The sequence below is a fragment of the Streptomyces incarnatus genome (assembly GCF_001027185.1).
GTDB classification, from domain to species: domain Bacteria; phylum Actinomycetota; class Actinomycetes; order Streptomycetales; family Streptomycetaceae; genus Streptomyces; species Streptomyces puniciscabiei.
In genome coordinates, this window is the sequence record NZ_CP011497.1 from 5,493,499 (window position 1) to 5,516,365 (window position 22,867).

At 72.2% G+C, this 22,867-nt stretch carries 21 protein-coding genes; 15 read left to right on the top strand and 6 right to left on the bottom strand.

Annotation, left to right across the window (positions count from 1 at the left end; genetic code table 11):
• Positions 1 to 175: 175 nt before the first annotated feature.
• Both ABB07_RS24760 and ABB07_RS24765 read left to right on the top strand, forming a co-directional pair.
• Entirely contained in the window at positions 176 to 2,320 is a 2,145-nt protein-coding gene (locus ABB07_RS24760; RefSeq protein ID WP_208900772.1) for an MMPL family transporter, read from the top strand.
• Between the two features lie 30 nt (positions 2,321 to 2,350).
• Positions 2,351 to 3,394: a zinc-dependent alcohol dehydrogenase family protein gene (locus ABB07_RS24765; RefSeq protein ID WP_208900773.1), complete on the top strand. Its 1,044-nt coding sequence runs from the start codon at positions 2,351 to 2,353 to the stop codon at positions 3,392 to 3,394.
• On the opposite strand, the gene ABB07_RS24770 is transcribed toward ABB07_RS24765, so the two are convergent.
• From ABB07_RS24770 to ABB07_RS24785, 4 genes are all read right to left on the bottom strand, one after another.
• On the bottom strand, positions 3,375 to 3,938 hold the full coding sequence (locus tag ABB07_RS24770; protein WP_208900774.1) for a GNAT family N-acetyltransferase: 564 nt from the start codon (positions 3,936 to 3,938) through the stop codon (positions 3,375 to 3,377). The two genes, ABB07_RS24765 and ABB07_RS24770, sit on opposite strands and share 20 nt — an antisense overlap.
• 54 nt (positions 3,939 to 3,992) lie before the next feature.
• Complete coding sequence (locus ABB07_RS24775; RefSeq protein ID WP_208900775.1) at positions 3,993 to 4,187, bottom strand: helix-turn-helix transcriptional regulator; 195 nt, start codon at positions 4,185 to 4,187, stop codon at positions 3,993 to 3,995.
• Between the two features lie 400 nt (positions 4,188 to 4,587).
• Entirely contained in the window at positions 4,588 to 5,535 is a 948-nt protein-coding gene (locus tag ABB07_RS24780) for a helix-turn-helix domain-containing protein (RefSeq protein ID WP_208900776.1), read from the bottom strand.
• 79 nt (positions 5,536 to 5,614) lie between these two features.
• Positions 5,615 to 6,532 (bottom strand): sugar phosphate isomerase/epimerase family protein, encoded by a 918-nt coding sequence (locus ABB07_RS24785; protein WP_208900777.1) that lies wholly within the window; start codon positions 6,530 to 6,532, stop codon positions 5,615 to 5,617.
• Between the two features lie 125 nt (positions 6,533 to 6,657).
• Between ABB07_RS24785 and iolC the strand changes: the two genes are divergently transcribed.
• The 6 genes from iolC (at position 6,658) to ABB07_RS24815 (ending at position 14,689) form a co-directional block, all read left to right on the top strand.
• Complete coding sequence (iolC, locus tag ABB07_RS24790; RefSeq protein ID WP_208900778.1) at positions 6,658 to 7,608, top strand: 5-dehydro-2-deoxygluconokinase; 951 nt, start codon at positions 6,658 to 6,660, stop codon at positions 7,606 to 7,608.
• Between the two features lie 212 nt (positions 7,609 to 7,820).
• Positions 7,821 to 8,681, top strand: a complete 861-nt coding sequence (locus tag ABB07_RS24795) for a Cgl0159 family (beta/alpha)8-fold protein (protein WP_208903604.1) — start codon at positions 7,821 to 7,823, stop codon at positions 8,679 to 8,681.
• A 7-nt stretch (positions 8,682 to 8,688) separates the two neighbouring features.
• A complete protein-coding gene (iolB, locus tag ABB07_RS24800) occupies positions 8,689 to 9,513 on the top strand; it encodes a 5-deoxy-glucuronate isomerase (protein ID WP_208900779.1) in 825 nt (274 codons plus the stop codon).
• Positions 9,510 to 11,390 carry a 3D-(3,5/4)-trihydroxycyclohexane-1,2-dione acylhydrolase (decyclizing) gene (gene iolD / locus ABB07_RS24805; protein WP_208900780.1) on the top strand — a complete coding sequence of 627 codons (1,881 nt, stop codon included), beginning with the start codon at positions 9,510 to 9,512 and terminating at the stop codon, positions 11,388 to 11,390. The genes iolB and iolD overlap by 4 nt, the downstream gene beginning before the upstream one ends.
• 16 nt (positions 11,391 to 11,406) lie before the next feature.
• Entirely contained in the window at positions 11,407 to 12,909 is a 1,503-nt protein-coding gene (gene mmsA, locus ABB07_RS24810) for a CoA-acylating methylmalonate-semialdehyde dehydrogenase (protein ID WP_208900781.1), read from the top strand.
• Between the two features lie 307 nt (positions 12,910 to 13,216).
• The gene (locus tag ABB07_RS24815; protein WP_208900782.1) at positions 13,217 to 14,689 is read left to right on the top strand and encodes an APC family permease; all 1,473 of its coding nucleotides are present in this window, start codon (positions 13,217 to 13,219) and stop codon (positions 14,687 to 14,689) included.
• A 1-nt stretch (position 14,690) separates the two neighbouring features.
• On the opposite strand, the gene ABB07_RS24820 is transcribed toward ABB07_RS24815, so the two are convergent.
• On the bottom strand, positions 14,691 to 15,098 hold the full coding sequence (locus tag ABB07_RS24820; RefSeq protein WP_208900783.1) for a GNAT family N-acetyltransferase: 408 nt from the start codon (positions 15,096 to 15,098) through the stop codon (positions 14,691 to 14,693).
• 116 nt (positions 15,099 to 15,214) lie between these two features.
• Here ABB07_RS24820 and ABB07_RS24825 point away from each other — a divergent pair, with 116 nt between their 5' ends.
• From ABB07_RS24825 to ABB07_RS24850, 6 genes are all read left to right on the top strand, one after another.
• Positions 15,215 to 17,863, top strand: coding sequence for a CocE/NonD family hydrolase (locus ABB07_RS24825; RefSeq protein ID WP_208900784.1), 2,649 nt, complete (start codon positions 15,215 to 15,217; stop codon positions 17,861 to 17,863).
• Positions 17,860 to 18,714, top strand: coding sequence for an ABC transporter permease (locus ABB07_RS24830; RefSeq protein ID WP_208900785.1), 855 nt, complete (start codon positions 17,860 to 17,862; stop codon positions 18,712 to 18,714). Before ABB07_RS24825 ends, ABB07_RS24830 begins: the two co-directional genes overlap by 4 nt.
• Before the next feature lie 304 nt (positions 18,715 to 19,018).
• Positions 19,019 to 19,312 (top strand): hypothetical protein, encoded by a 294-nt coding sequence (locus ABB07_RS24835; protein WP_244189502.1) that lies wholly within the window; start codon positions 19,019 to 19,021, stop codon positions 19,310 to 19,312.
• 453 nt (positions 19,313 to 19,765) lie between these two features.
• Entirely contained in the window at positions 19,766 to 20,098 is a 333-nt protein-coding gene (locus tag ABB07_RS24840; protein WP_208900786.1) for a hypothetical protein, read from the top strand.
• Positions 20,099 to 20,156: 58 nt separating this feature from the next.
• Complete coding sequence (locus ABB07_RS24845) at positions 20,157 to 20,489, top strand: hypothetical protein (RefSeq protein ID WP_208900787.1); 333 nt, start codon at positions 20,157 to 20,159, stop codon at positions 20,487 to 20,489.
• 93 nt (positions 20,490 to 20,582) lie between these two features.
• Entirely contained in the window at positions 20,583 to 20,915 is a 333-nt protein-coding gene (locus tag ABB07_RS24850) for a hypothetical protein (protein ID WP_142218830.1), read from the top strand.
• 139 nt (positions 20,916 to 21,054) lie between these two features.
• Here ABB07_RS24850 and ABB07_RS24855 read toward each other — a convergent pair whose 3' ends face one another.
• Positions 21,055 to 21,345 carry a hypothetical protein gene (locus ABB07_RS24855; protein WP_208900788.1) on the bottom strand — a complete coding sequence of 97 codons (291 nt, stop codon included), beginning with the start codon at positions 21,343 to 21,345 and terminating at the stop codon, positions 21,055 to 21,057.
• A 287-nt stretch (positions 21,346 to 21,632) separates the two neighbouring features.
• Between ABB07_RS24855 and ABB07_RS24860 the strand changes: the two genes are divergently transcribed.
• A complete protein-coding gene (locus ABB07_RS24860; protein WP_208900789.1) occupies positions 21,633 to 22,817 on the top strand; it encodes a glycosyltransferase in 1,185 nt (394 codons plus the stop codon).
• Positions 22,818 to 22,867 lie beyond the last annotated feature (50 nt).

Sequence of the window (22,867 nt, forward strand, 5' to 3'; positions counted from 1 at the left end):
GCCCGGCGGAGCGCCGGACGAGGCGCGGGACGGGGCGCCCACCGGGGCGTCGGACGAGGCGCGGGAGGGGGCGCCGACCGGGGCACCGGACGAGGCGCGGGACGGCGCGTCGGCTGGGGCGCGGGATGGCGCGTCGGCCGGGGCTCCGCCGCGCCCCGGCCGCTACACCCGCTTCGTGACCGCCCGCCCCCGCCTGTCGCTCCTCGTGGCCCTGGTGCTCACCGCGCTCGCCGTGTTCGCCGGCAGCGGGGTCGCGGACCGTCTCGGCAGCGGTGGCTGGGAGGACCCGGCCGCCGAGTCGACGTACGCCACCAAGGCCCTGGAGCGCGAGTTCCCCGGCTCCCAGCCGAACCTGCTGCTCCTGGTCGACTCGGGCCGCGCCTCGGTCGACGATCCGGCGGTCGCCGCCGAGGCCCGCGACCTGGCCGGCCGCCTGGCGGGGGAGAAGGGCGTGACCGGCATCGGCTCCTACTGGCAGAGCGGATCACCGGCCCTGCGCGCCAAGGACGGCCACGAGGCGCTGATCGCCGCCCGCATCACGGGCGACGACAACGCGATGGGCAGGACCCTCGACCGGCTCGCCCCGCACTACCGGGGCACGCACGGCCCGGTCCGGGTGAGGGTCGGCGGCATCGTCGCGGTCCGGCACGAGATGCAGACGATCATCAAGGAGGACCTGGCCCGCGCCGAGATGATCGCCCTGCCGATCACGCTGGTGCTGCTGGTCATGGTCTTCGGCAGCGCGATCGCCGCCCTGCTGCCGCTCGGCATCGGCATCGTCGCCATCCTCGGCACCAACGCCGTCCTGCGCGGCCTGACGGCCTTCACCGACGTCTCCGTCTTCGCGCTCAACCTCACCACGGCCCTCGGCCTGGGCCTGGCCATCGACTACGCGCTGTTCATAGTCCGCCGCTTCCGCGAGGAACTGTCCACGGGCGCCGACCCGTTGACGGCGGTCGGCGCGACCCTGCGCACCGCCGGGCGCACGGTCCTGTTCTCCGCCCTCACGGTCGCGGTGTCCCTGGCCGCCATGATGGTCTTCCCGCAGTACTTCCTGCGGTCCTTCGCCTACGCCGGCATCGCCGTGGTCCTGCTCGCCGCGGCCGCCGCCCTGATCCTGCTCCCGGCCGCGCTGGTCCTGCTCGGCCATCGGGTCAACGCCCTGGACCTGCGGCGTCTGTTCCGCCGACGCCGCGACCCGGATTCCGCCGAGCCGCCCACCGGGACCACCTGGGCCCGCGCCGCAGGCCTGGTGATGCGCCGGGCTCCGCTGTTCGCACTCGGCACCACCGTCCTGCTGGTGACGCTCGGACTGCCCTTCCTCGGCGTGAAGTTCGGCACCGCCGACGACCGTCAGCTGCCCTCGACCGCCGAGTCCCACGTGGTGCAGGAGCACATCCGCGAGGGCTTCCCGGGCAGTCCCGGCGGTGGTCTCGAGATCCTCGCCGAGGGCAGGGCCACCGCCGGTCAGTACGCCGCCTACAAGCAGCAGGTGGCCGCCCTGCCCGAGGTGGCCCGCGTCGACGGCCCGCTGGTCAAGGGCGATGCCGCCTACTTCGCGGTGCAGCCGAGGGGCGAGGCCGTCGACGACCCGGCCCAGCGCCTGGTCGGCGATCTGCGCGCGCTGCACGCCCCCTTCGACGCCAAGGTGACCGGCACGGCCGCCGTCCTCGTCGACACCAAGCACGCGATATCCCAGTGCCTGCCGTGGGCCGCCGCGTTCATCGCCGTCGTCACGCTCCTGCTGGTCTTCCTGCTCACCGGGAGCGTGCTGATACCCGTGCAGGCCGTGGTGCTCAACGCGCTCAGCCTGACCGCGATGTTCGGTGCCGTGGTCTGGGTCTTCCAGGACGGCCACCTCTCCGGTGCGCTCGGCTTCACCAGCTCCGGCTCCATCGAGACCACCCTGCCCGTGCTGATGTTCTGCGTGGCCTTCGGGCTCTCCATGGACTACGGCGTGTTCCTGCTCTCCCGCATCAAGGAGGAGTACGACCGCACGGGCGACCACGACGCGGCGGTGCGGCACGGACTGCAGCGCACCGGCGGGCTGATCACCGCGGCGGCGGTCATCCTCGCGGTGGTGATGGTCGCCATCGGCACCTCCCGGGTGACCAACACCAAGATGCTCGGCCTGGGCATCGCCCTGGCGGTCCTGATGGACGCGATGGTGGTCCGCAGCCTGCTGGTACCGGCGATCATGCGACTGACGGGGAGGGCCACTTGGTGGGCGCCCCGGCCTTTGCGGCGCGTTCACGAACGGTTCGGTCTGAGCGAGGGAGGCGAAGAAAGGGCGACGCGACCCGATCCCCGAACCGTCTAATCTGCGCGGAGGTTTCCGAAAGGGGTGCGGATGCGCGCGGTGGTGTTCGAGCGGTACGGCGAGCCGGCCGAGGTGCGGAACGTGCCCGACCCGGAACCCGCGGCGCACGGCGTGGTCGTCCGGGTGGAGGCCACCGGGCTCTGCCGCAGCGACTGGCACGGCTGGATGGGGCACGACCCCGACATCACGCTGCCGCACGTGCCCGGGCACGAACTCGCCGGTGTCGTCGAGTCGGTGGGCACCCGGGTGTCGGGGTGGCGGCCCGGCGACCGGGTCACCGTGCCGTTCGTCTGCGCCTGCGGCACCTGCCCGGCCTGCGCGGCGGGCGACCAGCAGGTGTGCGAACGCCAGACCCAGCCGGGCTTCCACCACTGGGGCTCCTTCGCCGAGTACGTCGCCCTCGACCACGCCGACGTCAACCTGGTCGCGATCCCGGACGACATGGCGTACGGCACCGCCGCCGCCCTCGGCTGCCGTTTCGCCACCGCCTTCCGCGCGGTGGTGCAGCAGGGCCGGGTGGCGGCGGGGGAGTGGGTCGCGGTGCACGGCTGCGGCGGGGTGGGGCTGTCGGCGGTGATGATCGCGGCGGCGTCGGGCGCGCGCGTGATCGCCGTCGACGTGTCACCCCAGTCCCTCGGCCTGGCACGGAAGTTCGGCGCCGCGCACTGCCTGGACGCGACCGGCACCCCGGACACGGCCGCCGCCGTCCGCGGACTGACCGGCGGCGGTGCCCATCTCTCCCTGGACGCCCTCGGCTCGCCCGCCACCTGCGCCGCGTCCGTGAACGGCCTGCGCCGCCGCGGCCGGCATGTCCAGGTCGGCCTGCTGCCCTCGGCCGACGGCACCACCCCCGTCCCGCTGGCCCGCGCCATCGCCCTGGAGCTCGAACTGCTCGGCAGCCACGGCATGGCCGCCCGCACCTACCCCGAGATGCTCCGCCTGGTCCGCGCCGGCGTGCTCAGCCCCGACCTCCTGGTGACGTCCACCATCCCCCTCGGCGCCGCACCGGCGGCGCTCGCGGCGATGGGTACGGCGCCGGGGGCCGGGGTCACGGTCATCGAGCCGTGGCGCTGAGCGCGGCCCACTCCCGGTCCAGGATCGACATGATCACCTCGTCGGCCCACTCACCGTCACGCCGCTGCACCTCACGGCGCACGCCCTCGACCACGAATCCGACCTTCTCGTAGACCCGCCGGGCCCGCGCGTTGTGGCCGTACACCTCCAACTGCACGCGATGCAGCCCGAGTTGCTCGAAGCCGTAGCCGACGATCAGCCGGGTCGCCTCCGTGCCGATGCCGCGGCCGCGGCCCCGGGGGCCGAGGAGCGTGCGGAAGGTGCAGTTTCCGGTGGCGGGGTCGTACTCGTGGAGGACGGCCTCGCCCAGGAGCTCACCGGTCCCGGGGTCCGTGACGGCCAGGTCCAGGCGGTCGGGCGCGGTGGCCCGGGAGCCGTACCAGGACCGCACCCGGTCCAGGGTGAGTTCGGTGGACGGCTCGAAGGTGAAGCGGACGACCTCGGGGTCGGCGATGATCTCCCACATCACGTCGGCGTCGGCCTCGGTGAAGGGCCGCAGGACGGTCTTCCGGCCGGTCAGGGTGGGTTTGACGGAGAAGCTCATGATGGTGACTGTGCCCCACGCGGCCGGTGGGGCACAGCCGATTTACGGTGCGGGTCACCTACGGCCGCGGTTGCCGGGCCGGGAGGCGACCCAGGCGCGGACGGTGTCGGCGTACCAGTAGGGCTTGCCGCCCTCCACACGGTCGGGCGGGGGCAGCAGCCCGTGCTTGCGGTAGGACCGTACGGTGTCCGGCTGCACCTTGATGTGCGCCGCGATCTCCTTGTAGGACCAGAGCCTTTGGTCGGTCATGAGTTGCACCTCCCTGCGCGCGCCGCAGCGGCGGCCGGGGGCGGCCGTCGGGGGAGCCGGGCGCTGCGCTGGCGATCACCGAGCCTGTGCCCGGTGAACGACGCAGCGTGACCAGGGGACCGTGCCTGTCGGCAGGATGTGACGCGGGGCCCGCGTACACGGGACATGTGTCACAGGGAAGGGGTGTTTGTGACACAGCCGACGCAAAGGCGTACGCAGGCGCGTCGGCGCGGCGCGTTGATTCCGCGCCGATCCACCGGGGCGACGGTTCAGGTGATCCGGTGATCCACGGCAGGGGAAACCAGGGCGGAAGGGCGGGCCGGGCCTGCTGCGTCAGACCCGGCCCGCCGGCCTCCCCGCACCCTCCCGCGGCCGCTTCACCCAGGAGTGCCCGCCTGGATCAGTCCCCCTGGCCGCCGGAGGCCCCCGCTTCCCCCGGGAGCGTGCCGGCCTGGGGGTCAGCGTGCCGGGCCCGGCCCGCGCGGGTCTTGGAAAAAAGCGCACCGCGGCCGGAGGTGAGGAGCAGGCTGGTGGCCTCGCCCGCCAGCCGGTCGGTCACGGCGCCCGCCGCCGGCAGCCGCCGGGCCGCCAGGAACTCGCCCGGAGTGCAGCCCGTCATGGCCCTGAACTCGCCGCTGAAGTGCGCCTGGTCGTAGTACCCGCAGACCGCCGCGGTCTCCGCCTGCCCATGGCCCGCGGCCAGCAGCCGCCGCGCCCGCTGCAGCCGCAGCACCCGGGCCGCCGCCTTCGGGGGCAGGCCGATCTGTTCCCGGAAGCGGTTCTCCAGGTGCCGCACGCTCCAGCCCACTTCCTCGGCCAGCCGGGGCACCGGAAGCACGCCGGCGTGGCGCCGCAGCAGCGACCAGGCGTGCACCACCCGCTCGGAGGCGGGCGCACCGGCCCGGAACCGCTCCAGCAACACCTGGTCGAGCAGCGCGAACCGCTGCGGCCAGCCGGGCAGCGCGGCCAGCGCGCCGGCCAGGTCACCGAGACGGAACTCCTCGGCGTCCACCGACCGATCGGCCAGCTCGAACTGGGGCGTGCCGAACAGCGTGAACGCGGCCCACGGAGCGAGCAGCACCTCGATGCCGGACAGACGGCCGCCGTGCTCGCCGAGGGCGGGCGTGGTGGTCAGCCCGTTGACCACGGACACCAGCGACACCGGGGGCCGGCCGGCCCGGCAGATGCGCACCGGCTGCTCGAACCCCAGCAGCAAGGTGGCCGCCCCGATCGGCGCCTCCAGCCGACGGCGCGGCCGGCCGAGGTGCACCCGGACACCGCGATAGCTCAGCACTCCCGGGCGCAGCGCCGGATGCGGCCGCCGGGCGACGGTCTCCCCACTCGCCATCGCCCCATCGTGCTACGGCGGGGCGGCACCCGGTAAGGGGCGCGGCGAGGGTGTCGACCCCGGCGGCGCCGTGCGCGCCCTACACCCCGCAGGACCGGAGGAACGCCCGGGTCCGCCGGGCGATGGGCAACGGCGCGTCCGGGGCGCAGGGATACATGTCCTGCTCCACGATCGCGAACAGATCCACCCCCAGCCGCTGGGCGGCGGCCAGCACGGGACCCAACTCCGGTACCCCGCGCGGCGGTTCGCACATCACGCCCCGCGCCACCGCCGGCCCGAACGGCGTCCCCTCGGCCCGTACGTCCGCCAGGATCCGCGGATCCACCTGCTTGAGGTGCAGGTACCCGATCCGCTCCCCGTACGTCTCGATCAGCTTGACGCTGTCCCCGCCGCAGTACGCGTAGTGCCCGGTGTCCAGGCACAGCGACACCAGGCCGGAGTCCGTGCCGTCGAGGAACCGGCTGACGTTCTCCTCACTGTCGATGTGGGTGTCGGCATGCGGATGGACGACGATGGTCAGCCCGTAGCGCTCCCGCACCTCCCGCCCCAGCCGCTCGGTCAGTGAGGTCAGGTTCCGCCACTGTTCGGCGGTGAGCGTGTCCGGCTCCAGCACCTCGCCCGTCTTGTCGTCCCGCCAGAAGGAGGGGATGACGACCAGATGGCGCGCCCCCATCGCCTGGGTCAGCGCGGCGATGTCCGACACGTGCGCCCAGGTCTTGTCCCACACGGCCTCCCCGTGGTGCAGGCCGGTGAACACGGTGCCGGCCGAGACCTTCAGGCCGCGCCGCGCGGTCTCGTCGGCGAGCACCGCGGGGTCGCTGGGGAGGTAGCCGTAGGGGCCGAGCTCGATCCACTCGTAGCCGGAGTCGGCCACCTCGTCGAGGAAGCGCTGCCAGGGCACCTGGCGGGGGTCGTCGGGGAACCACACGCCCCAGGAGTCGGGCGCCGATCCGATCCGGATCCGGGACAGTGAGGAGGAGGGAGACAGCGACGTCATGGGCGCCAGCGTGCGGGCGTCCGGAAAGCGGTGTCAAGAGCTGGTCCGAATGTCTGGACAAAACATTGACAGGGTTCGCCGTACGGGACTAGAAAGCCGGGGAGAGCCATGACGAAGGGAAGCCGATGGCGTACGACCTGATCACGATGGGGCGGATCGGAGTGGACCTCTACCCGCTGCAGACCGGTGTCCCGCTCGCCCGGGTGTCGTCCTTCGGCAAGTTCCTCGGCGGGTCGGCGACCAACGTCGCGGTCGCGGCGGCCCGGCTCGGCCGGCACACCGCCGTGATCACCCGCACGGGCGACGACCCGTTCGGCGCCTATCTGCACGAGGCGCTGCGCGGCTTCGGCGTGGACGACCGCTGGGTCACCCCGGTCCAGGGGCTGCCGACCCCGGTCACCTTCTGCGAGGTCTTCCCACCGGACGACTTCCCGCTCTACTTCTACCGCCGGCCCAAGGCGCCCGACCTGGAGATCGACGCCCATGAGCTCGATCTCGACGCCATCCGTGACGCCCGTATCTTCTGGATGACCGGCACCGGCCTGAGCGAGGAGCCCAGCCGTACGGCGACCCTCGCGGCCCTCGCCCACCGGGCGAAGGCGGGCACCACGGTCTTCGACCTCGACTGGCGGCCGATGTTCTGGACCGACCCCGACGCGGCCCGCCCCTTCTACGCCGAGGCCCTGCGCCACACCACGGTCGCCGTCGGCAACCTGGACGAGGTGGAGGTGGCGACCGGGGTGCGCGAGCCGCACGCCGCCGCCCGCGCGCTGCTCGCCGCCGGCGTGGAGATCGCCGTGGTCAAACAGGGCCCCAAGGGCGTCCTGGCGGTCAGTGCCTCGGGGGAGTCCGCCGAGGTACCACCCCTGCCCGTCGACGTCCTCAACGGCCTCGGTGCCGGGGACGCCTTCGGCGGCTCCCTGTGCCACGGTCTCCTCGCGGGCTGGGACCTGGAGACGATCATGCGGCACGCCAACGCGGCCGGCGCCATCGTCGCCTCCCGCCTGGAGTGCTCCTCCGCGATGCCCACCCCCGACGAGGTGGCCGCCGCGCTCGACGCCGGAGCGGTGCTGTGAGGGCGGGCCGGGTCACGGGGACGCACACCGAGGGCGGTGCGGCCGCCGAGGCCACCGTGACCCCCCGCGAGGGCACCGGCACGACCGCGACCCCCCGCGAGGGCACCGGCACGACCGCGACCCCCCGCGACCGCGCCGCCACCGCCGCCCTTCGCCGCGAGGGCGCCGCAGGCTCCCCGCATCGCCGGGTCGACGTCGCCGAGCTCGTCCGTATCCGCACCCACCACCCGGAGGCGATCGCCGAGGCCGCCACCCGCCGGGCCCGCAGGCCGCTCCTCAACGAGAGCGGCAAGCTGATGATCGTCGCCGCCGACCACCCCGCCCGGGGCGCCCTGGGTGTCGGCGACCGCAGGCTCGCCATGGCCAACCGCGCCGACCTCCTCGAACGCCTCTGCCTGGCGCTGAGCCGCCCCGGCGTCGACGGCGTCCTCGCCACCGCCGACATCCTGGACGACCTGCTCCTGCTCGGCGCCCTCGACCACAAGGTGGTCATGGGCTCCATGAACCGGGGCGGACTGCAGGGGGCCAGCTTCGAACTGGACGACCGGTTCACCGGCCACCGCCCCGAGGACATCCAGCGGCTCGGTTTCGACGCGGGCAAGCTGCTGCTGCGCATCGACTACGACGACCCCGGCTCCCTGACCACCCTGGAGTCCACCGCCCGCGCCATCGACGAGATGGCCGCGCGCCGGCTGCCGGTGTTCGTGGAGCCGTTCATCAGCCGCCGCACCCCCGAGGGCAGGGTGCGCAACGACCTGTCCGCCGAGGCGGTCACCCGGTCCATCGCCATCGCCTCCGGCCTCGGCGGCTCCTCGGCCTACACCTGGCTGAAGGTGCCGGTCACCGAGAACCCCGGCGACATGGCCCGGGTCATGGAGACCTCCACCCTGCCGGCCGTGCTGCTCGGCGGGGACATCGGGGACTCGCCCGAGGACCAGGTCGCCGCCTACGACAAGTGGCGCGGCGCGCTGCAACTGCCCACCGTGCGCGGCCTGGTGGTCGGCCGCTCGCTGCTGTATCCGGCGGACGGCGACGTGGCCGCCGCCGTGGACACCGCCGTAGGACTGCTGTGAGGGCCGCATGACCAGCACCGATCTGCATCTGCCCAGGGGCGCCACCGCGAACGCCCAGTACGCCGTCGACATCGATCCCAAGGTGGCCGGCTGGACCTACAGCAGTCTGCGCGTGGTCGAACTGGCGCCCGGCGGCAGCCATACGTTCACCACCGGGGACAGCGAGTGGATCGTGCTTCCGCTGGAAGGCGGATGTACCGTACAAATCGAAGGAAACGAGTTCCAACTCCTGGGCCGGGAAAGCGTGTTCGCCGGGGTCTCCGACTTCGTGTACGCGCCCCGGGACACCCGGGTCCAGATCGCCTCCGGCGCGGGAGGCCGCTTCGCCCTGGCAGGAGCGAAGTGCGAGCGACGACTCCCCGCCCGCTACGGCCCCGCGCCGGAGGTCCCCGTCGAGGAGCGCGGCAGCGGCACCTGCGCCCGCAAGGTGCGCAACTTCGCCTCGGCGGACTCCTTCGAGTGCGACAAGCTGATCGCCGTCGAGGTGGTCACACCGGGCGGCAACTGGTCGTCGTACCCGCCGCACAAGCACGACGAGCACCGGCCGGGCGAGGAGTCCGAGCTGGAGGAGATCTACTACTTCGAGATCGACGGCCCGCACGGACTCGGCTACCAGCGCGTGTCCCCCTCGCGCGAGGGCGGCGCGGACGTCCTCGCCGAGGTCCGCTCCGGCGACGCCGTCCTCGTCCCCGACGGCTGGCACGGCCCGTCCATCGCCCAGCCCGGGCACGACATGTACTACCTGAACGTCATGGCGGGCCTGGGCCAGACCCGGGAGTGGCGGATCTGCTTCCACCCGGCCCACGCAGAAAGCACAGAGGGGTACCGATGACGACGACCCGGCTGACCGTCGCCCAGGCGCTGGTCCGTTTCCTCGCCGCCCAGTACACCGAACGGGACGGCGCACGGCAGCGGCTGATCGGCGCCACCTGGGGCATCTTCGGCCACGGCAATGTCGCGGGGCTCGGCCAGGCGCTGGTCGAGTACGCCGACGTGATGCCGTACCACCAGGGCCGCAACGAGCAGTCCATGGTGCACGCGGCCGTCGGCTACGCCCGCCAGTCGAACCGCCTGTCCACGCACGCGGTGACGACGTCGATCGGCCCGGGCGCGACCAACCTGGTCACCGGCGCCGCCCTGGCCACCATCAACCACCTCCCGGTCCTGCTGCTGCCCGGCGACGTCTTCGCCACCCGGCCCGCCGACCCGGTCCTGCAGCAGCTGGAGGTGCCGTACGCGGGCGATGTGTCGGTCAACGACACCCTGCGCCCGGTGTCGAAGTACTTCGACCGCATCACCCGCCCCGAAGCCCTGATCCCGAGCGCCCTGCAGGCCATGCGGGTCCTCACCGACCCGGTGGAGACCGGCGCGGTGACCCTCGCCCTGCCCCAGGACGTGCAGGCGGAGGCCTTCGACTGGCCGGAGGAGTTCTTCGCCGAGCGGGTGTGGACCGTACGACGGCCGGGCGCGGACCCGACCGAGCTGGCCGAGGCGGTCCGGGTGGTCCGCGCCTCGAGGAGGCCGCTGGTCATCGCCGGCGGCGGAGTCCACCACAGCCGCGCCGAGACGGCCCTCGCCGAGTTCGCGTCGGCCACCGGCGTCCCGGTCGCCTCCACCCAGGCCGGCAAGGGCTCGCTGCGGTACGACCATCCGCAGGACGTCGGCGGCGTCGGCCACACCGGCACCGCGACCGCCGACGAGCTGGCCCGCACCGCCGACCTGGTGATCGGCGTCGGCACCCGCTACACCGACTTCACCACGGCCTCCGGCACCCTCTTCGAGAACCCGGACGTCCGCTTCCTCAACCTCAACATCGCGCCCTTCGACGGCCACAAGCTGTCCGGGCTCCCGCTGGTCGCCGACGCCCGCAGCGGCCTGGGCGAGCTGACCGAGGCGCTGGTGATGCACGGGCACAAGGTGGCGGAGTCGTACGTCACCGAGTACACGGAGGACAAGGAGCGCTGGGAGCAGCGCGTCGACGCCTGCTTCGAGGCCGAGGAGCTCGACGTACGGCCCACCCAGCCGCAGGTCCTCGGCGCCCTGGACGCCCTGGTGGACGACTCGGACATCATCGTCAACGCGGCCGGTTCGCTCCCCGGCGACCTGCACAAGCTGTGGCGGGCGCGGTCGGTGGACCAGTACCACCTGGAGTACGGCTACTCCTGCATGGGCTACGAGATCCCGGCCGCCCTCGGGGTGAAGCTGGCCGCGCCGGAGCGGAACGTGTGGGCGCTGGTCGGCGACGGCACGTACCTGATGATGCCGACGGAGATCGTGACGGCCGTGCAGGAGGGCGTCGCGATCAAGATCCTGCTGGTGCAGAACCACGGGTACGCGTCCATCGGCGGGCTCTCGGAGTCGGTGGGCGGCGAGCGGTTCGGCACCGCCTACCGGTTCCAGGCCGGGGACGGGACGTTCACGGGCGCCCCGCTGCCGGTCGACCTCGCCGCCAACGCGGCCAGCCTCGGCATGCGGGTGCTGCGCGCGAAGACCGTGCGGGAGCTGCGCGAGGCGCTCGCCGAGGCGCGCGCCGCCGACACTCCCACATGTGTCTACGTGGAGACCGAAACGTCCGACACTGTGTCGGGCGCGCCTCCGGCGCAGGCCTGGTGGGATGTTCCTGTGGCCGAGACCGCGACCCGACCGTCGGCGGTCAAGGCACGTGAGCTGTACGAACGGCACGTCTCGACCCGACGCCGCCATCTGTAAGAAGGAGTCTCTGGGCATGACGAAGATCGTCAACCACTGGATCGGCGGGAAGACCGTCGAAGGCGCGTCGGGCACGTACGGGCCGGTCACCGACCCGGCGACCGGCGCGGTCACCACGAAGGTCGCGTTCGCGTCGGTGGAGGAGGTGGACGCGGCCGTGGCGGCGGCCAAGGACGCCTTCACCACCTGGGGCCAGTCCTCGCTGGCCCAGCGGACCACCATCCTCTTCCGGTTCCGCGCGCTGCTCGACGCGCACCGCGACGAGATCGCCGAGCTGATCACCGCCGAGCACGGCAAGGTGCACTCGGACGCCCTCGGCGAGGTCGCGCGCGGTCTGGAGATCGTGGACCTGGCCTGCGGCATCAACGTGCAGCTGAAGGGCGAGCTGTCCACGCAGGTCGCCAGCCGCGTCGACGTGGCCGCGATCCGCCAGCCGCTCGGTGTCGTCGCCGGCATCACGCCGTTCAACTTCCCGGCGATGGTCCCGATGTGGATGTTCCCGATCGCCATCGCGTGCGGCAACACGTTCGTGCTGAAGCCGAGCGAGAAGGACCCGTCGGCGTCCGTCCGGATCGCCGAGCTGCTGAGCGAGGCCGGGCTGCCGGACGGCGTCTTCAACGTCGTGCACGGCGACAAGGTGGCCGTCGACCGGCTGCTGGAGCACCCGGACGTCAAGGCCGTCTCCTTCGTCGGCTCGACCCCGATCGCCCGCTACATCCACACCACCGCCTCGGCCCACGGCAAGCGGGTGCAGGCGCTGGGCGGGGCCAAGAACCACATGCTGGTGCTGCCGGACGCCGACCTGGACGCGGCGGCCGACGCGGCGGTGAGCGCGGCCTACGGCTCGGCGGGCGAGCGCTGCATGGCGATCTCGGCGGTCGTGGCGGTCGGTGCCATCGGTGACACGCTGGTGGAGAAGATCCGCGAGCGCGCCGAGAAGATCAAGATCGGTCCGGGCAACGACCCGGCGTCCGAGATGGGCCCGCTGATCACCGCCGCCCACCGCGACAAGGTGGCCTCCTACGTCGAGGGCGCGGCGGCCGAGGGCGCCGAGGTGGTCCTGGACGGCACCGGATACACCGTCGAGGGCTTCGAGGACGGCCACTGGATCGGCATCTCGCTGCTCGACAAGGTGCCGGCCGGCGCCAGGGCCTACCAGGACGAGATCTTCGGCCCGGTGCTGTGCGTGCTGCGCGTCGGCACCTACGAGGAGGGCGTGGCGCTCATCAACGCCTCGCCGTTCGGCAACGGCACCGCCATCTTCACCCGGGACGGCGGCGCGGCCCGCCGCTTCCAGCTGGAGATCGAGGCGGGCATGGTCGGCGTGAACGTGCCGATCCCGGTGCCGGTGGGCTACCACTCCTTCGGCGGCTGGAAGGACTCGCTCTTCGGCGACCACCACATCTACGGCAACGACGGCACGCACTTCTACACCCGCGGCAAGGTCGTCACCACCCGCTGGCCCGACCCGGCCGACGCCCCGGCGGGCGTGGACCTGGGCTTCCCGCGCAACCACTGAGCGACCGACAGGGCCTGACAGGGCCGTCCGCTATGCGGACGGCCCTGTTTTTTTGGGCCGGGGAACTGCGATTCTCGTACCGGCCCAACAGCCCGAGAATGTGGACCGTTGCCACGGGAATCCGTTGTTGATCGCATTTTTGCTGCGGATTCCGTAGGTGAACACCCATTGACGCGGCGGTTTTCGTCGGGGTTCCCTATGCACCGCCGGGAGCGGACGAGACAACACACGCACCACGATCCGCCGGAGGCGATAGCGCGCTCCCGAGCCCCACCCTCACGTCACACGAGTCGATCGGAACCGCCGCATGACCGACACGCTCAGCCCTGCCGAGACATCCGCCGTGGGCGCGCCGCACAGTCCTCAGCAACTCAAGCGCTCCATCGGCGTGGTCGGCGGCACCCTGCTGACGCTGTCCTGCGTCACGCCCGCCTCCACCCTCTTCGTGATCGTGCCCGACCTGTTCTCCAGCCTGGGCACGGCGACGGCACTGTGCATCGCCATCGGCGCGCTGCTCTGTATCCCCGTGGCGTTCTGCTACTCCGAGCTGGGCACCCTCATCCCCAGCGCGGGCGGCGAGTACGCCATCGTCTCCACCCTCGCCGGACGGCTCGCCGGCTGGCTGGCCTTCGTGATGTCGCTGCTCGTCGTGATGATCGTCCCTCCGGTCATCGCCATGGGCACCGCCGACTACCTCGCCCCGGTCGTCCACCTCGACCCGTCCATGACGGGCGCCGGCGTGATGATCGCGGCCACCCTCGCCGGTCTGCTGGACCTGCGCGCCAACGCCTGGATCACCGGCATCTTCCTGGTCCTGGAGGTCGTCGCCGCGGGAGTCGTCGCGATGCTCGGCTTCACCCACTCCCACCGGGGCGCGGGCAGCCTGGTGAGCTCCCTGCAGGTGGCCGGTGACCACGCGCACGTCAGCCCGGTCACGGCCATGATGGTGCTCTCCGGGCTCGCCATCGCCCTGTTCGCCACCCAGGGCTTCTCCACCGCCATCTACCTCTCCGAGGAGCTGGAGAACCCGCGCCGCAGCGTCGCCCGTACCGTCCTCGCGACCCTCGCCATCTCCAGCGTCGTCATCCTGGTGCCGGTCGTGGCGATCACCCTGGGCGCCGGTGACCTCAAGACCCTGACCGGCGGCGACATCTCCAGCATGGTCATCGCCTGGAGCAACTCGGCCGTCGGCACCTTCGTCAGCCTGTGCGTCGCCCTCGCGATCATCAACGCGGGCATCGTCATGGTCATCCAGAACTCCCGCGTCCTGTTCGCCTCCGCCCGCGACAAGGCCTGGCCCGGCCCGGTCAACAGCGCCCTCGCCAAGCTCGGCCGGTTCGGCTCCCCCTGGGTCGCCACCCTCGTCGTCGGTGTCCCGGGCGCCTTCCTCTGCTTCGTCAACCTGGACACCCTCTACGGCGTCACCGGCGTCGCCGTCACCGGCCTGTACCTGCTGGTCGCGATCGCCGCGCTGCTCTCCCGGCGCGGCGTGCACGGCACCCGGAAGGCGTGGCGGATGCCGCTGTGGCCGGCGATGCCGGTCCTGCTGATCGCCGTCCTCGTCTACATCCTGGTCGAGCAGGACCCGTCGTACCTGTGGTGGACCGGCGGCATCACCGCGGTCGCCACCCTCTACTGGGCCTTCTACCTGCGCCCGCGCCGCGAGACCCGCTGGCTGGTGTCCCTGCCGGAGGACGTCCGGCCGGACGAGGAGGAGCAGGCGGCCGGGGGCACGCCGGTCGCGACGGCCGCCCCGGTGGCCGGGAGCGCCCAGGTGTAGGTCAGAACTCCCAGGTCAACACCGTGCACGAACCGTCGTCCTTGCCGCCCGCACTGCGATAGGCGGCAAGGGCGACGTCGTTCCCGACGTCGACCGCCACCCACATCCCGTAGCAGCCCTGCTCCCGGGCCAGCGCGGCGAGGCGCAGGACGAGCGCCCGGCCGATGCCCCGGCGCCGGTACGGCTCGTCCACGGCCAGCTCGTACAGGAACATCTCGGTGCCCTTGTCGGGGTGCACGGTCTCCACGCCGCTGACGAAACCGGCCACCGCGTCCTCCTCGTGGGCCAGCAGCAGATGGTGCCCGGCGGTGGTGAGGAAACGCTCCGCCCACTCCGGGCGCGCCGGATGGTCGAACAGGTGCCCGGCGGCGACGACTTCGGTGACGGTGGTGGCCCGGCGAATCTCCATGGGCCTTGCGTACCACGGCTGCGGTACGCCGGGCAGCCCCTGTAGTCCTGGGGGAGGGCGGGGGGTTCAGCCCAGCGGCTCCCCCGGTTGTCGGTGGCGGCCCGTACCGTTGAGGCATGGATCTTCGGGTGCCCTCATGGCGAGGGCCGCTCAAGGGGCCGCGCCGGCTCGTCGCCGCCGCGGCCGCCGTCGTGGTGCTGGCCGGCGCCGGGACGTGGACGGCCGCCGCATCCGGTGACCCGCCCCCGCCGCACCGGACCGACCAGGTCATGGCGGTCGACGGCGTCCGCCTGGACACCTCGTACTTCACCCCGGCCACCGGCGGACGGCACCCCGCCGTCCTGCTGGCGCACGGCTTCGGCGGCAGCAAGGACGACATGCGGCAGCAGGCCGAGGACCTCGCCCGGGACGGGTACGCGGTCCTGACCTGGTCCGCGCGCGGCTTCGGCAGGTCCACCGGGAAGATCGGGCTCAACGACCCGAAGGGCGAGGTCGCCGACGCCTCCCGGCTCATCGACTGGCTGGCGAAGCGGCCCGAGGTCCAGCTCGACAAACCCGGCGACCCGCGCGTGGGCATGGTCGGCGGCTCCTACGGCGGCGCGATCTCCCTGCTCACCGCGGGGTACGACCACCGGGTCGACGCCATCGCCCCGGCCATCACGTACTGGAACCTCGCGGACGCCCTGTTCCCGGACGGCGTCTTCAAGAAGCTGTGGACCGGCGTCTTCTTCAACACGGGCGGCGGCTGCGCCCGCTTCGAGCCCGACCTGTGCCGGATGTACGACCGGGTCGCCGAGTCCGGCACCCCGGACGCGGCCGCCCGTGAGCTGCTCCAGGAGCGCTCGCCCTCGGCCGTCGGCGCCCGCATCAAGGTGCCCACGCTGCTGCTGCAGGGCCAGACGGACTCCCTGTTCACCCTCGGCCAGTCCGACGCCGCCCAGAAGGCGATCCGGGCGAACGGCGCCCCCGTCGACGTCGACTGGATCGCGGGCGGCCATGACGGCGGCGACATGGAGACCGGCCGGGTACAGGCACGCGTGCGCGCGTGGTTCGACCGGTATCTGAAGCGCGACGCCTCGGCCGGCACCGGCCCGGCCTTCCGGATCACCCGCACCGGGGGCGTGAACTCCACCGACGGCACCGCCCAGTTGCGCGGCGCGACCGCCGCCGCCTACCCCGGCCTGCGCTCCCACCCGCGCGCCGTCCCGCTGACCGGCGGCACGCAGAAGGTCACCAACCCGGCCGGCGCCAGCCCGCCCGCTGTCTCCGCGCTGCCCGGCCTCGGCGGCAGCGGCGGCCTGTCCCAGCTGTCCGCGCTCGGCCTCGGCGTCTCCCTCGACTTCCCTGGCCAGTACGCCACGTTCGATTCCGCGCCGCTCACCCGCGACCTGCAGATCACCGGCACCCCGACCGCGACCGTCCACATCACCTCGACCAGCGCCGACGCCGTCCTCTTCGGCAAGGTCTACGACGTCGGCCCCGGCGGCACCCAGCAGGTGCTGCCCGCCCAGCTCGTGGCCCCCTTCCGGGTGACCGGCGCCCGGGCCGGCAAGGACGTCGCGGTCACCCTCCCGGCCATCGACCACAAGGTGCAGAAGGGCCACCGGCTCCGCCTGGTCCTCGCCTCCACCGACCTCGGCTACGCCTCACCGGCCGCCCCCGCCACCTACACCGTCTCCCTCGAGGGCGACCTCAGCGTGCCCACGGCGCCTTCCGTCACCACCGCCGCGGCACCCCTGCCCGCCTGGGTCTGGTGGCTCCCGGCGACCGGCGCGGCGGTCGCGCTCGCCCTGCTGCTCACCGCCCGCCGTCGTACGGCCGGCCCCGCACCCGACCCCGAGCTGGCCGAAGTGCCGCTCGTCATCAGCGACTTGACCAAGCGGTACGCGAAGTCCGCCGACCGGTACGCGGTGCGCGAGCTGTCCTTCCGGGTGGAGAAGGGCCAGGTGCTCGGCCTGCTCGGACCCAACGGCGCGGGCAAGACCACCACCCTGCGCATGCTGATGGGCCTGATCACCCCGGACGGCGGCGAGATCCGCGTCTTCGGCCACGCGATCCGGCCCGGCGCGCCCGTGCTGTCGAGAGTCGGCGCCTTCGTGGAGGGCGCGGGCTTCCTGCCGCACCTGTCCGGCCGGGAGAACCTGGAGCTGTACTGGCGGGCCACCGGCCGCCCCCCTCAGGACGCCCACCTGGAGGAGGCCCTGGAGATCGCCGGGCTCGGCGACGCGCTCGCCCGCGCGGTGCGCACCTACTCGCAGGGCATGCGCCAGCGCCTCGCCATCGCCCAGGCCATGCTCGGCCTGCCCGACCTGCTCATCCTCGACGAGCCCACCAACGGCCTCGACCCGCCGCAGATACGGGAGATGCGCGAGGTGATGATCCGCTACGCGGCCGGCGGCCGTACGGTGATCGTCTCCAGCCATCTCCTCGCCGAGGTCGAGCAGTCCTGCACCCACCTGGTGGTGATGGACCGCGGCCGGCTCGTCCAGGCCGGTCCCGTCGGCGAGATCACCGGCTCCGGTGACACGCTGCTGGTCGGCACCGCGGCCCCCGTGGAGGAGCCGGTCGTGGAGAAGGTGGCCGTGCTGCCCGGCGTCGCCTCCGCCGTGCGCACCGACGGCGGGCTGCTGATCCGGCTGGACCCCGGCGGCACGGCCGAGCGGCTGGTCGCGGAGCTGGTCCGGCTCGAGGTGCCCGTCGCCTCGGTCGGCCCGCACCGCCGCCTGGAAGACGCCTTCCTCACCCTGATCGGAGGCTCAGCATGAGCACGCTCACCGAGGCCGCCTCCGGTTACCGGACGCGGCACACCCTGCCCCTGCGGGTGGAGCTGGTCCGCCAGCTCAAGCGGCGCCGCACCCTGATCATGGGCGCCGTCCTCGCCCTGCTGCCGTTCGTGCTGCTGATCGCCTTCGCGATCGGCGGCGACCCCTCCAGCCGTGACGGCCGGATCACCCTGATGGACACCGCCACCGCGTCCGGCGCCAACTTCGCCGCGGTGAACCTGTTCGTCTCGGCCGGCTTCCTGCTGGTGATCCCGGTCGCCCTGTTCTGCGGGGACACGGTCGCCTCGGAGGCGAGCTGGTCCTCCTTGCGCTATCTGCTCGCCGCGCCCGTGCCGCGCGCCCGGCTGCTGTGGTCCAAGCTGGCGGTGGCGCTCGGGCTCAGCCTCGCCGCGATGATCCTGCTCCCGCTGGTCGCCCTCGCGGCCGGTACGGCGGCCTACGGCTGGGGCCCGCTGCAGATACCGACGGGCGGTGCGCTGGACACCGGGACGGCGGCGGCGCGCCTGGCGGTGACGGTGGCGTACATCTTCGTGTCCCAACTGGTGACCGCCGGGCTCGCGTTCTGGCTGTCGACGAGGACGGACGCCCCGCTCGGTGCGGTCGGCGGCGCGGTCGGCCTGACCATCGTCGGCAACGTCCTGGACGCCGTCACCGCGCTCGGCCACTGGCGCGACTTCCTGCCCGCGCACTGGCAGTTCGCCTGGGCCGACGCCGTCCAGCCGCGCCCGGAGTGGTCCGGCATGATCCAGGGCACCGCGATCTCCGTGACGTACGCGCTGGTGCTGTTTGCCCTTGCCTTCCGGGGATTCGCCCGCAAGGACGTGGTGTCATAGTTTTCTTTTACGATCAATGGATTCGCCGACCACATGTGAATAACTCAATGGAATCCGGAGTAATGCGCTTCTTCACTCTCTTTGTATTCACGCGTATGGAGTAGTGCCTCGCTTTAGGCGTGCGCCGGACTGCTATGTTCTGCGTCTGTCGGATCAGAGGTAACTTCAAGTGAGGTGAATCATGAAGAAGGCAGTTTTCACCACTGCGGCATTGGCCATTGGTGCGGGTCTTGTGGGTGGTTCCGCCGTGGCGGCTTCGGCCGCCACCAAGGCACCTGCCCCGCAAACCGGCCCGCTCGGCCTCATGTCCCAGACCGAGGTGACTCCGGCGCTCGTGCCCGCGGCGGACACGGTGATGCGGGTGGCCAAGCAGGGCAACCTCACCAAGGGCAGCGCGTTCGACGCCCAGTCGTCGACGGTCACCGGCAAGAACAAGGCGGCCAGGGTCTCCGGGGTGTACCTGGACGGTATGGGCCGCAGCAGCAACAAGAAGCCCGCGATTCCGGTGAAGAATCCGCTCGGCTCCGGCTCCGTGCAGCTCCACCCGCTGAACGGGCCGACCAGCTCCGGTGTCGGCAGCCTGCTCAACCAGGGGTGACACGGAGACCGCTCGCAAGACAGAGACGGGACCGGAATTCCGACACTCTGATCCGGTTCTGGTCCGCCGAAGACCCCGACCCGCGGCCGACGCCGCAGTGCCGCGGGGTGGAAACGCCCCGGTGGACGCCTGGTTCGACCCCGTTCGGCGCCTCTGAGCCGCCAGCTCCAGAAGCCGTGGCCGGACCGGTGGTTCCGCACCTGCCCGGCGCCCGATGCGTGCCGGGAAATACGCCTCAAGCCTGTCCGGCCCACTGGACTCCTCCTTGCCAGTGGGCCGGACGCACGCCGGGCGTTATTACGGTGCATACGGTCGGGGTAATGGGCGGACGGAGTTGTTCCGCCATCCGGTGGAATCCGCTCCGAATGAGCGTTGTCCGCGTGACTTTTCGCCACATATTTCGGTTTCTTGCTATGTAAGCGCGGCTTACCGTGAATCCAGGAAGGAACCGAGTTGACCAGGAAGTTCGCGGTCGTCACTGCCCTCGCCCTCAGCGCCCTGTGCGGCAGCGCCGGCGTTGCCTCCGCCCACTCGAACACGACCGACGTCACTGGCGGTGGCGGCTTTTCGGAGTCCCCGGTCGTCGTGAACGCCCCGCAGCAGGGCGTGGTCGTCGTCAACGGCTCGCTCGTCGACGGCCGCTGCATCGCGCCGTGGTCCAACGGTGCCGTCGGCGTCCTCGGCGGCGCCGCGACGATCGTGCCGAACTCGCACTACGCCGCCTGCAACACCGCGACGGTCGACCAGTCGCAGAAGGCCCCTTACCAGGGCGGCTGGCTCTTCTGACCCCTGCTCCGAGTCGTCCGAGCAGGTGAACCCCCTCGCAGTCCGGAAAGGACACTCCATGCGTAACAAGGTTACGGCCATCTCCGCCCTCGCCGCGGGCGTCGTCCTCGCGGCCGCCGGCACTGCCGCAGCCGACAACTGCACGACGGTCAAGGGCGGCAACGGATTCTCGTCGTCCCCGGTCGTCGTGAACGCCCCGCAGCAGGGCGCCGTCATCTCCAACGGCACGCTCGTCGACCTGCGCTGCGTCGCGCCCTGGTCCAACGGTGCCGTCGGCGCCGTCATCGGCGGCGCCGCGACCATTGCTCCGAACTCGCACTACGCCGCGTGCAACACGGCCAAGGTCGACCAGTCGCAGAAGGCCCCGTACGTCGGCGGCCTGCTCTTCTGAGCCCCCCTTTGCGCTCCGAACCATCCGGAGCAGGGCGGGGACGTCGGCAGACGCTCCCGCCCGACCCGCCCCTCCCATCTGAAAGGCGCATCTATGCGTAAGAAGGTTACGGCCCTGTCCGTCCTGGCCGCGGGCCTCGTCCTGGCGGCCGGTGGCGCCGCTGCGGCCGACGACAACAACACCAACGTCACCGGTGGCGACGGCTTCTCGGAGTCCCCGGTCGTCGTGAACTCCCCGCAGCAGGGCCTCCTCGTCTCCAACGGCTCGCTCGTCGACGGCCGCTGCATCGCGCCGTGGTCCAACGGCGCCGTCGGCGTCCTCGGCGGCGCCGCGACCATCGCGCCGAACTCGCACTACGCCGCGTGCAACACGGCCCCGGTCGACCAGTCGCAGCTCGGCTCGTACACCGGCGGCCTGTTCTTCTGAGCAGTCCCCAGCCTGGCGGCCCGCCGAGCGTCGGCGGGCCGTCGGCTGCTTCCTGTCCTTTCCCGGACAACGCGCATACGACGAAGGCCGGCTCCGCGGCAGGCGGAGCCGGCCTTTGCGGTCCGGCAGGGCATGTCCTCTACTTGAGCGGAAGCGCCACGGGAGGCTTGCCGTTGAGGGGGTTCGGCAGGGCGCCGCCGAAGACGGGGGTCTTGACGATGCCGGACTTCTTCACGCCCTGTGCCGTCTGCTTGACGTTGGTGGCCAGTTCACCCGTGGGCATCTCGGCTGCGTTGGGGAGGGTGCGGGCGACCGACTTCCCGTCCTCGACGAGGCCCTGCCCCGGCAGGTCCGCGGCAACAGCGGGCGCCGCAGCGCAGCCGATGGCCAGAGCGCCGGCCATGAGCGCGGCAGCCTTCAGATTCTTCATTGGGTTCCTTTCATCTGGCTTCCGCTGGGCTAACGAGTGAAAGGCGCCGCGGGAAACTCCGCGCCGACAAGTTCGCGGAACTCATACATCCTGAATGACAGTGCGACATTTTTATCGGATTAATCCCCTGAATGAGGGCGTGTTTTCGACACTGGTTGACGGCTTCCCGGAAAAAGACGGATAAGCGGCTAGTGTTGCCTACTGAATCCGATGCGTTTATGCCGAAACTGCGTTCACGCGCCCCGTGACGCGTTCGGAATGTTTTCTTCGGAAGGGAAGCCCTGGTCATGCGCATTCCCCTCGGTTCCGTCCCACGCCGTGCGGCGCGGTCCGCCGCACGCGAGCCGCACGTCCTGCACATCGCGCAGCCCGTGGAGGGCGGCGTCGCCCGGTTCGTGGCGGACCTGGCGGCGGCACAGCGCGTCGCGGGACTGCGGGTCGCCGTGGCCTGCCCACGAGGCGGCATGCTCACGGACGCCCTGCGCACGGCCGGCTGCCGGGTCCTGCCCTGGGACGCGACCCGCGCACCGGGGCCCCAACTCCCCGGAGAGGTGGCGAGACTGGCGCGGCTGCTGCGCGAGGTGCGGCCCGACGTGGTGCACGCGCACAGCGCGAAGGCGGGGCTCGCGGCCCGGCTCGCGGTGCGCGGCCGGCTCCCGACCGTCTTCCAGCCGCACGTGTGGTCGTTCGAGGCCGTGGACGGCGTCATGGCCCAAGCGGCGCTGCGCTGGGAGCAGTTCGGGGCGCGCTGGGCGACGCGCGTGCTGTGCGTGAGCGAGGCGGAGCGGCGCACCGGGGAGCAGAGCGGCATCACCGCCGAGTGGCAGGTGATTCCCAACGGCGTCGACACGAACAGGTTCCGGCCGGAGGGCGGCATCGCCCGGTCCGCGACGGGCCCACTCGTCGTGTGCGTGGGGCGGTTGTGCCGGCAGAAGGGCCAGGACGTGCTGCTGGAGGCCTGGCCCGAGGTCGTGCGGCAGGAGCCCGCCGCCCGGCTGGTACTGGTCGGCGACGGTCCGGACGCCGGACGGCTGCGGGCACTCGCGCCCGCGTCGGTGGAGTTCGCCGGCCCGGCACCCGACGCCGCCCCCTGGTACCGGGCCGCCGACGTCGTCGTCCTGCCGTCCCGCTGGGAGGGCATGGCACTCGTCCCCCTGGAGGCCATGGCCTGTGCCCGGCCCATCCTGGTCACTGACGTGGACGGAGCACGCGAGAGCCTGCCGCCCGGGCATCTGCCGCACTGCCTGGTGCCGCCGGAGGACCCCGATCTGCTGGCCCGGGCCCTGACCGCGCTGCTGCGCCGGGCACCGCTGCGCGCGGCACTGGGCGCGCAGGGCCGCGCGCACGTGCTCGCGGCCCACGACGTACAGCAGACCACGGACGCGGTGATCGACGTGTACCGCGAACTGCTCGGCACCACCGCGCCGCCGGTCCTGGTACCCAACCAGAGCAGGGAGTCCATCACCACATGACCGCGGAAAGCACCGTTCCCCCTCCGGCCGGGCGGCGGTCACCGGCGGCG

What these genes read in the sequence shown, in the direction of transcription:
- ABB07_RS24785 (WP_208900777.1), bottom strand. Translation starts at nt 6,532, where the DNA reads ATGACGTCGCTGTCTCCCTCCTCCTCACTGTCCCGGATCCGGATCGGA.
- ABB07_RS24825 (WP_208900784.1), top strand. Translation starts at nt 15,215, where the DNA reads ATGGATCTTCGGGTGCCCTCATGGCGAGGGCCGCTCAAGGGGCCGCGC.
- ABB07_RS24860 (WP_208900789.1), top strand. Translation starts at nt 21,633, where the DNA reads ATGCGCATTCCCCTCGGTTCCGTCCCACGCCGTGCGGCGCGGTCCGCC.
- mmsA (WP_208900781.1), top strand. Translation starts at nt 11,407, where the DNA reads ATGACGAAGATCGTCAACCACTGGATCGGCGGGAAGACCGTCGAAGGC.
- ABB07_RS24855 (WP_208900788.1), bottom strand. Translation starts at nt 21,345, where the DNA reads ATGAAGAATCTGAAGGCTGCCGCGCTCATGGCCGGCGCTCTGGCCATC.
- iolC (WP_208900778.1), top strand. Translation starts at nt 6,658, where the DNA reads ATGGCGTACGACCTGATCACGATGGGGCGGATCGGAGTGGACCTCTAC.
- iolB (WP_208900779.1), top strand. Translation starts at nt 8,689, where the DNA reads ATGACCAGCACCGATCTGCATCTGCCCAGGGGCGCCACCGCGAACGCC.
- ABB07_RS24780 (WP_208900776.1), bottom strand. Translation starts at nt 5,535, where the DNA reads ATGGCGAGTGGGGAGACCGTCGCCCGGCGGCCGCATCCGGCGCTGCGC.
- ABB07_RS24830 (WP_208900785.1), top strand. Translation starts at nt 17,860, where the DNA reads ATGAGCACGCTCACCGAGGCCGCCTCCGGTTACCGGACGCGGCACACC.
- ABB07_RS24835 (WP_244189502.1), top strand. Translation starts at nt 19,019, where the DNA reads ATGTCCCAGACCGAGGTGACTCCGGCGCTCGTGCCCGCGGCGGACACG.
- ABB07_RS24815 (WP_208900782.1), top strand. Translation starts at nt 13,217, where the DNA reads ATGACCGACACGCTCAGCCCTGCCGAGACATCCGCCGTGGGCGCGCCG.
- ABB07_RS24770 (WP_208900774.1), bottom strand. Translation starts at nt 3,938, where the DNA reads ATGAGCTTCTCCGTCAAACCCACCCTGACCGGCCGGAAGACCGTCCTG.
- ABB07_RS24850 (WP_142218830.1), top strand. Translation starts at nt 20,583, where the DNA reads ATGCGTAAGAAGGTTACGGCCCTGTCCGTCCTGGCCGCGGGCCTCGTC.
- ABB07_RS24820 (WP_208900783.1), bottom strand. Translation starts at nt 15,098, where the DNA reads ATGGAGATTCGCCGGGCCACCACCGTCACCGAAGTCGTCGCCGCCGGG.
- iolD (WP_208900780.1), top strand. Translation starts at nt 9,510, where the DNA reads ATGACGACGACCCGGCTGACCGTCGCCCAGGCGCTGGTCCGTTTCCTC.
- ABB07_RS24845 (WP_208900787.1), top strand. Translation starts at nt 20,157, where the DNA reads ATGCGTAACAAGGTTACGGCCATCTCCGCCCTCGCCGCGGGCGTCGTC.
- ABB07_RS24765 (WP_208900773.1), top strand. Translation starts at nt 2,351, where the DNA reads ATGCGCGCGGTGGTGTTCGAGCGGTACGGCGAGCCGGCCGAGGTGCGG.
- ABB07_RS24775 (WP_208900775.1), bottom strand. Translation starts at nt 4,187, where the DNA reads ATGACCGACCAAAGGCTCTGGTCCTACAAGGAGATCGCGGCGCACATC.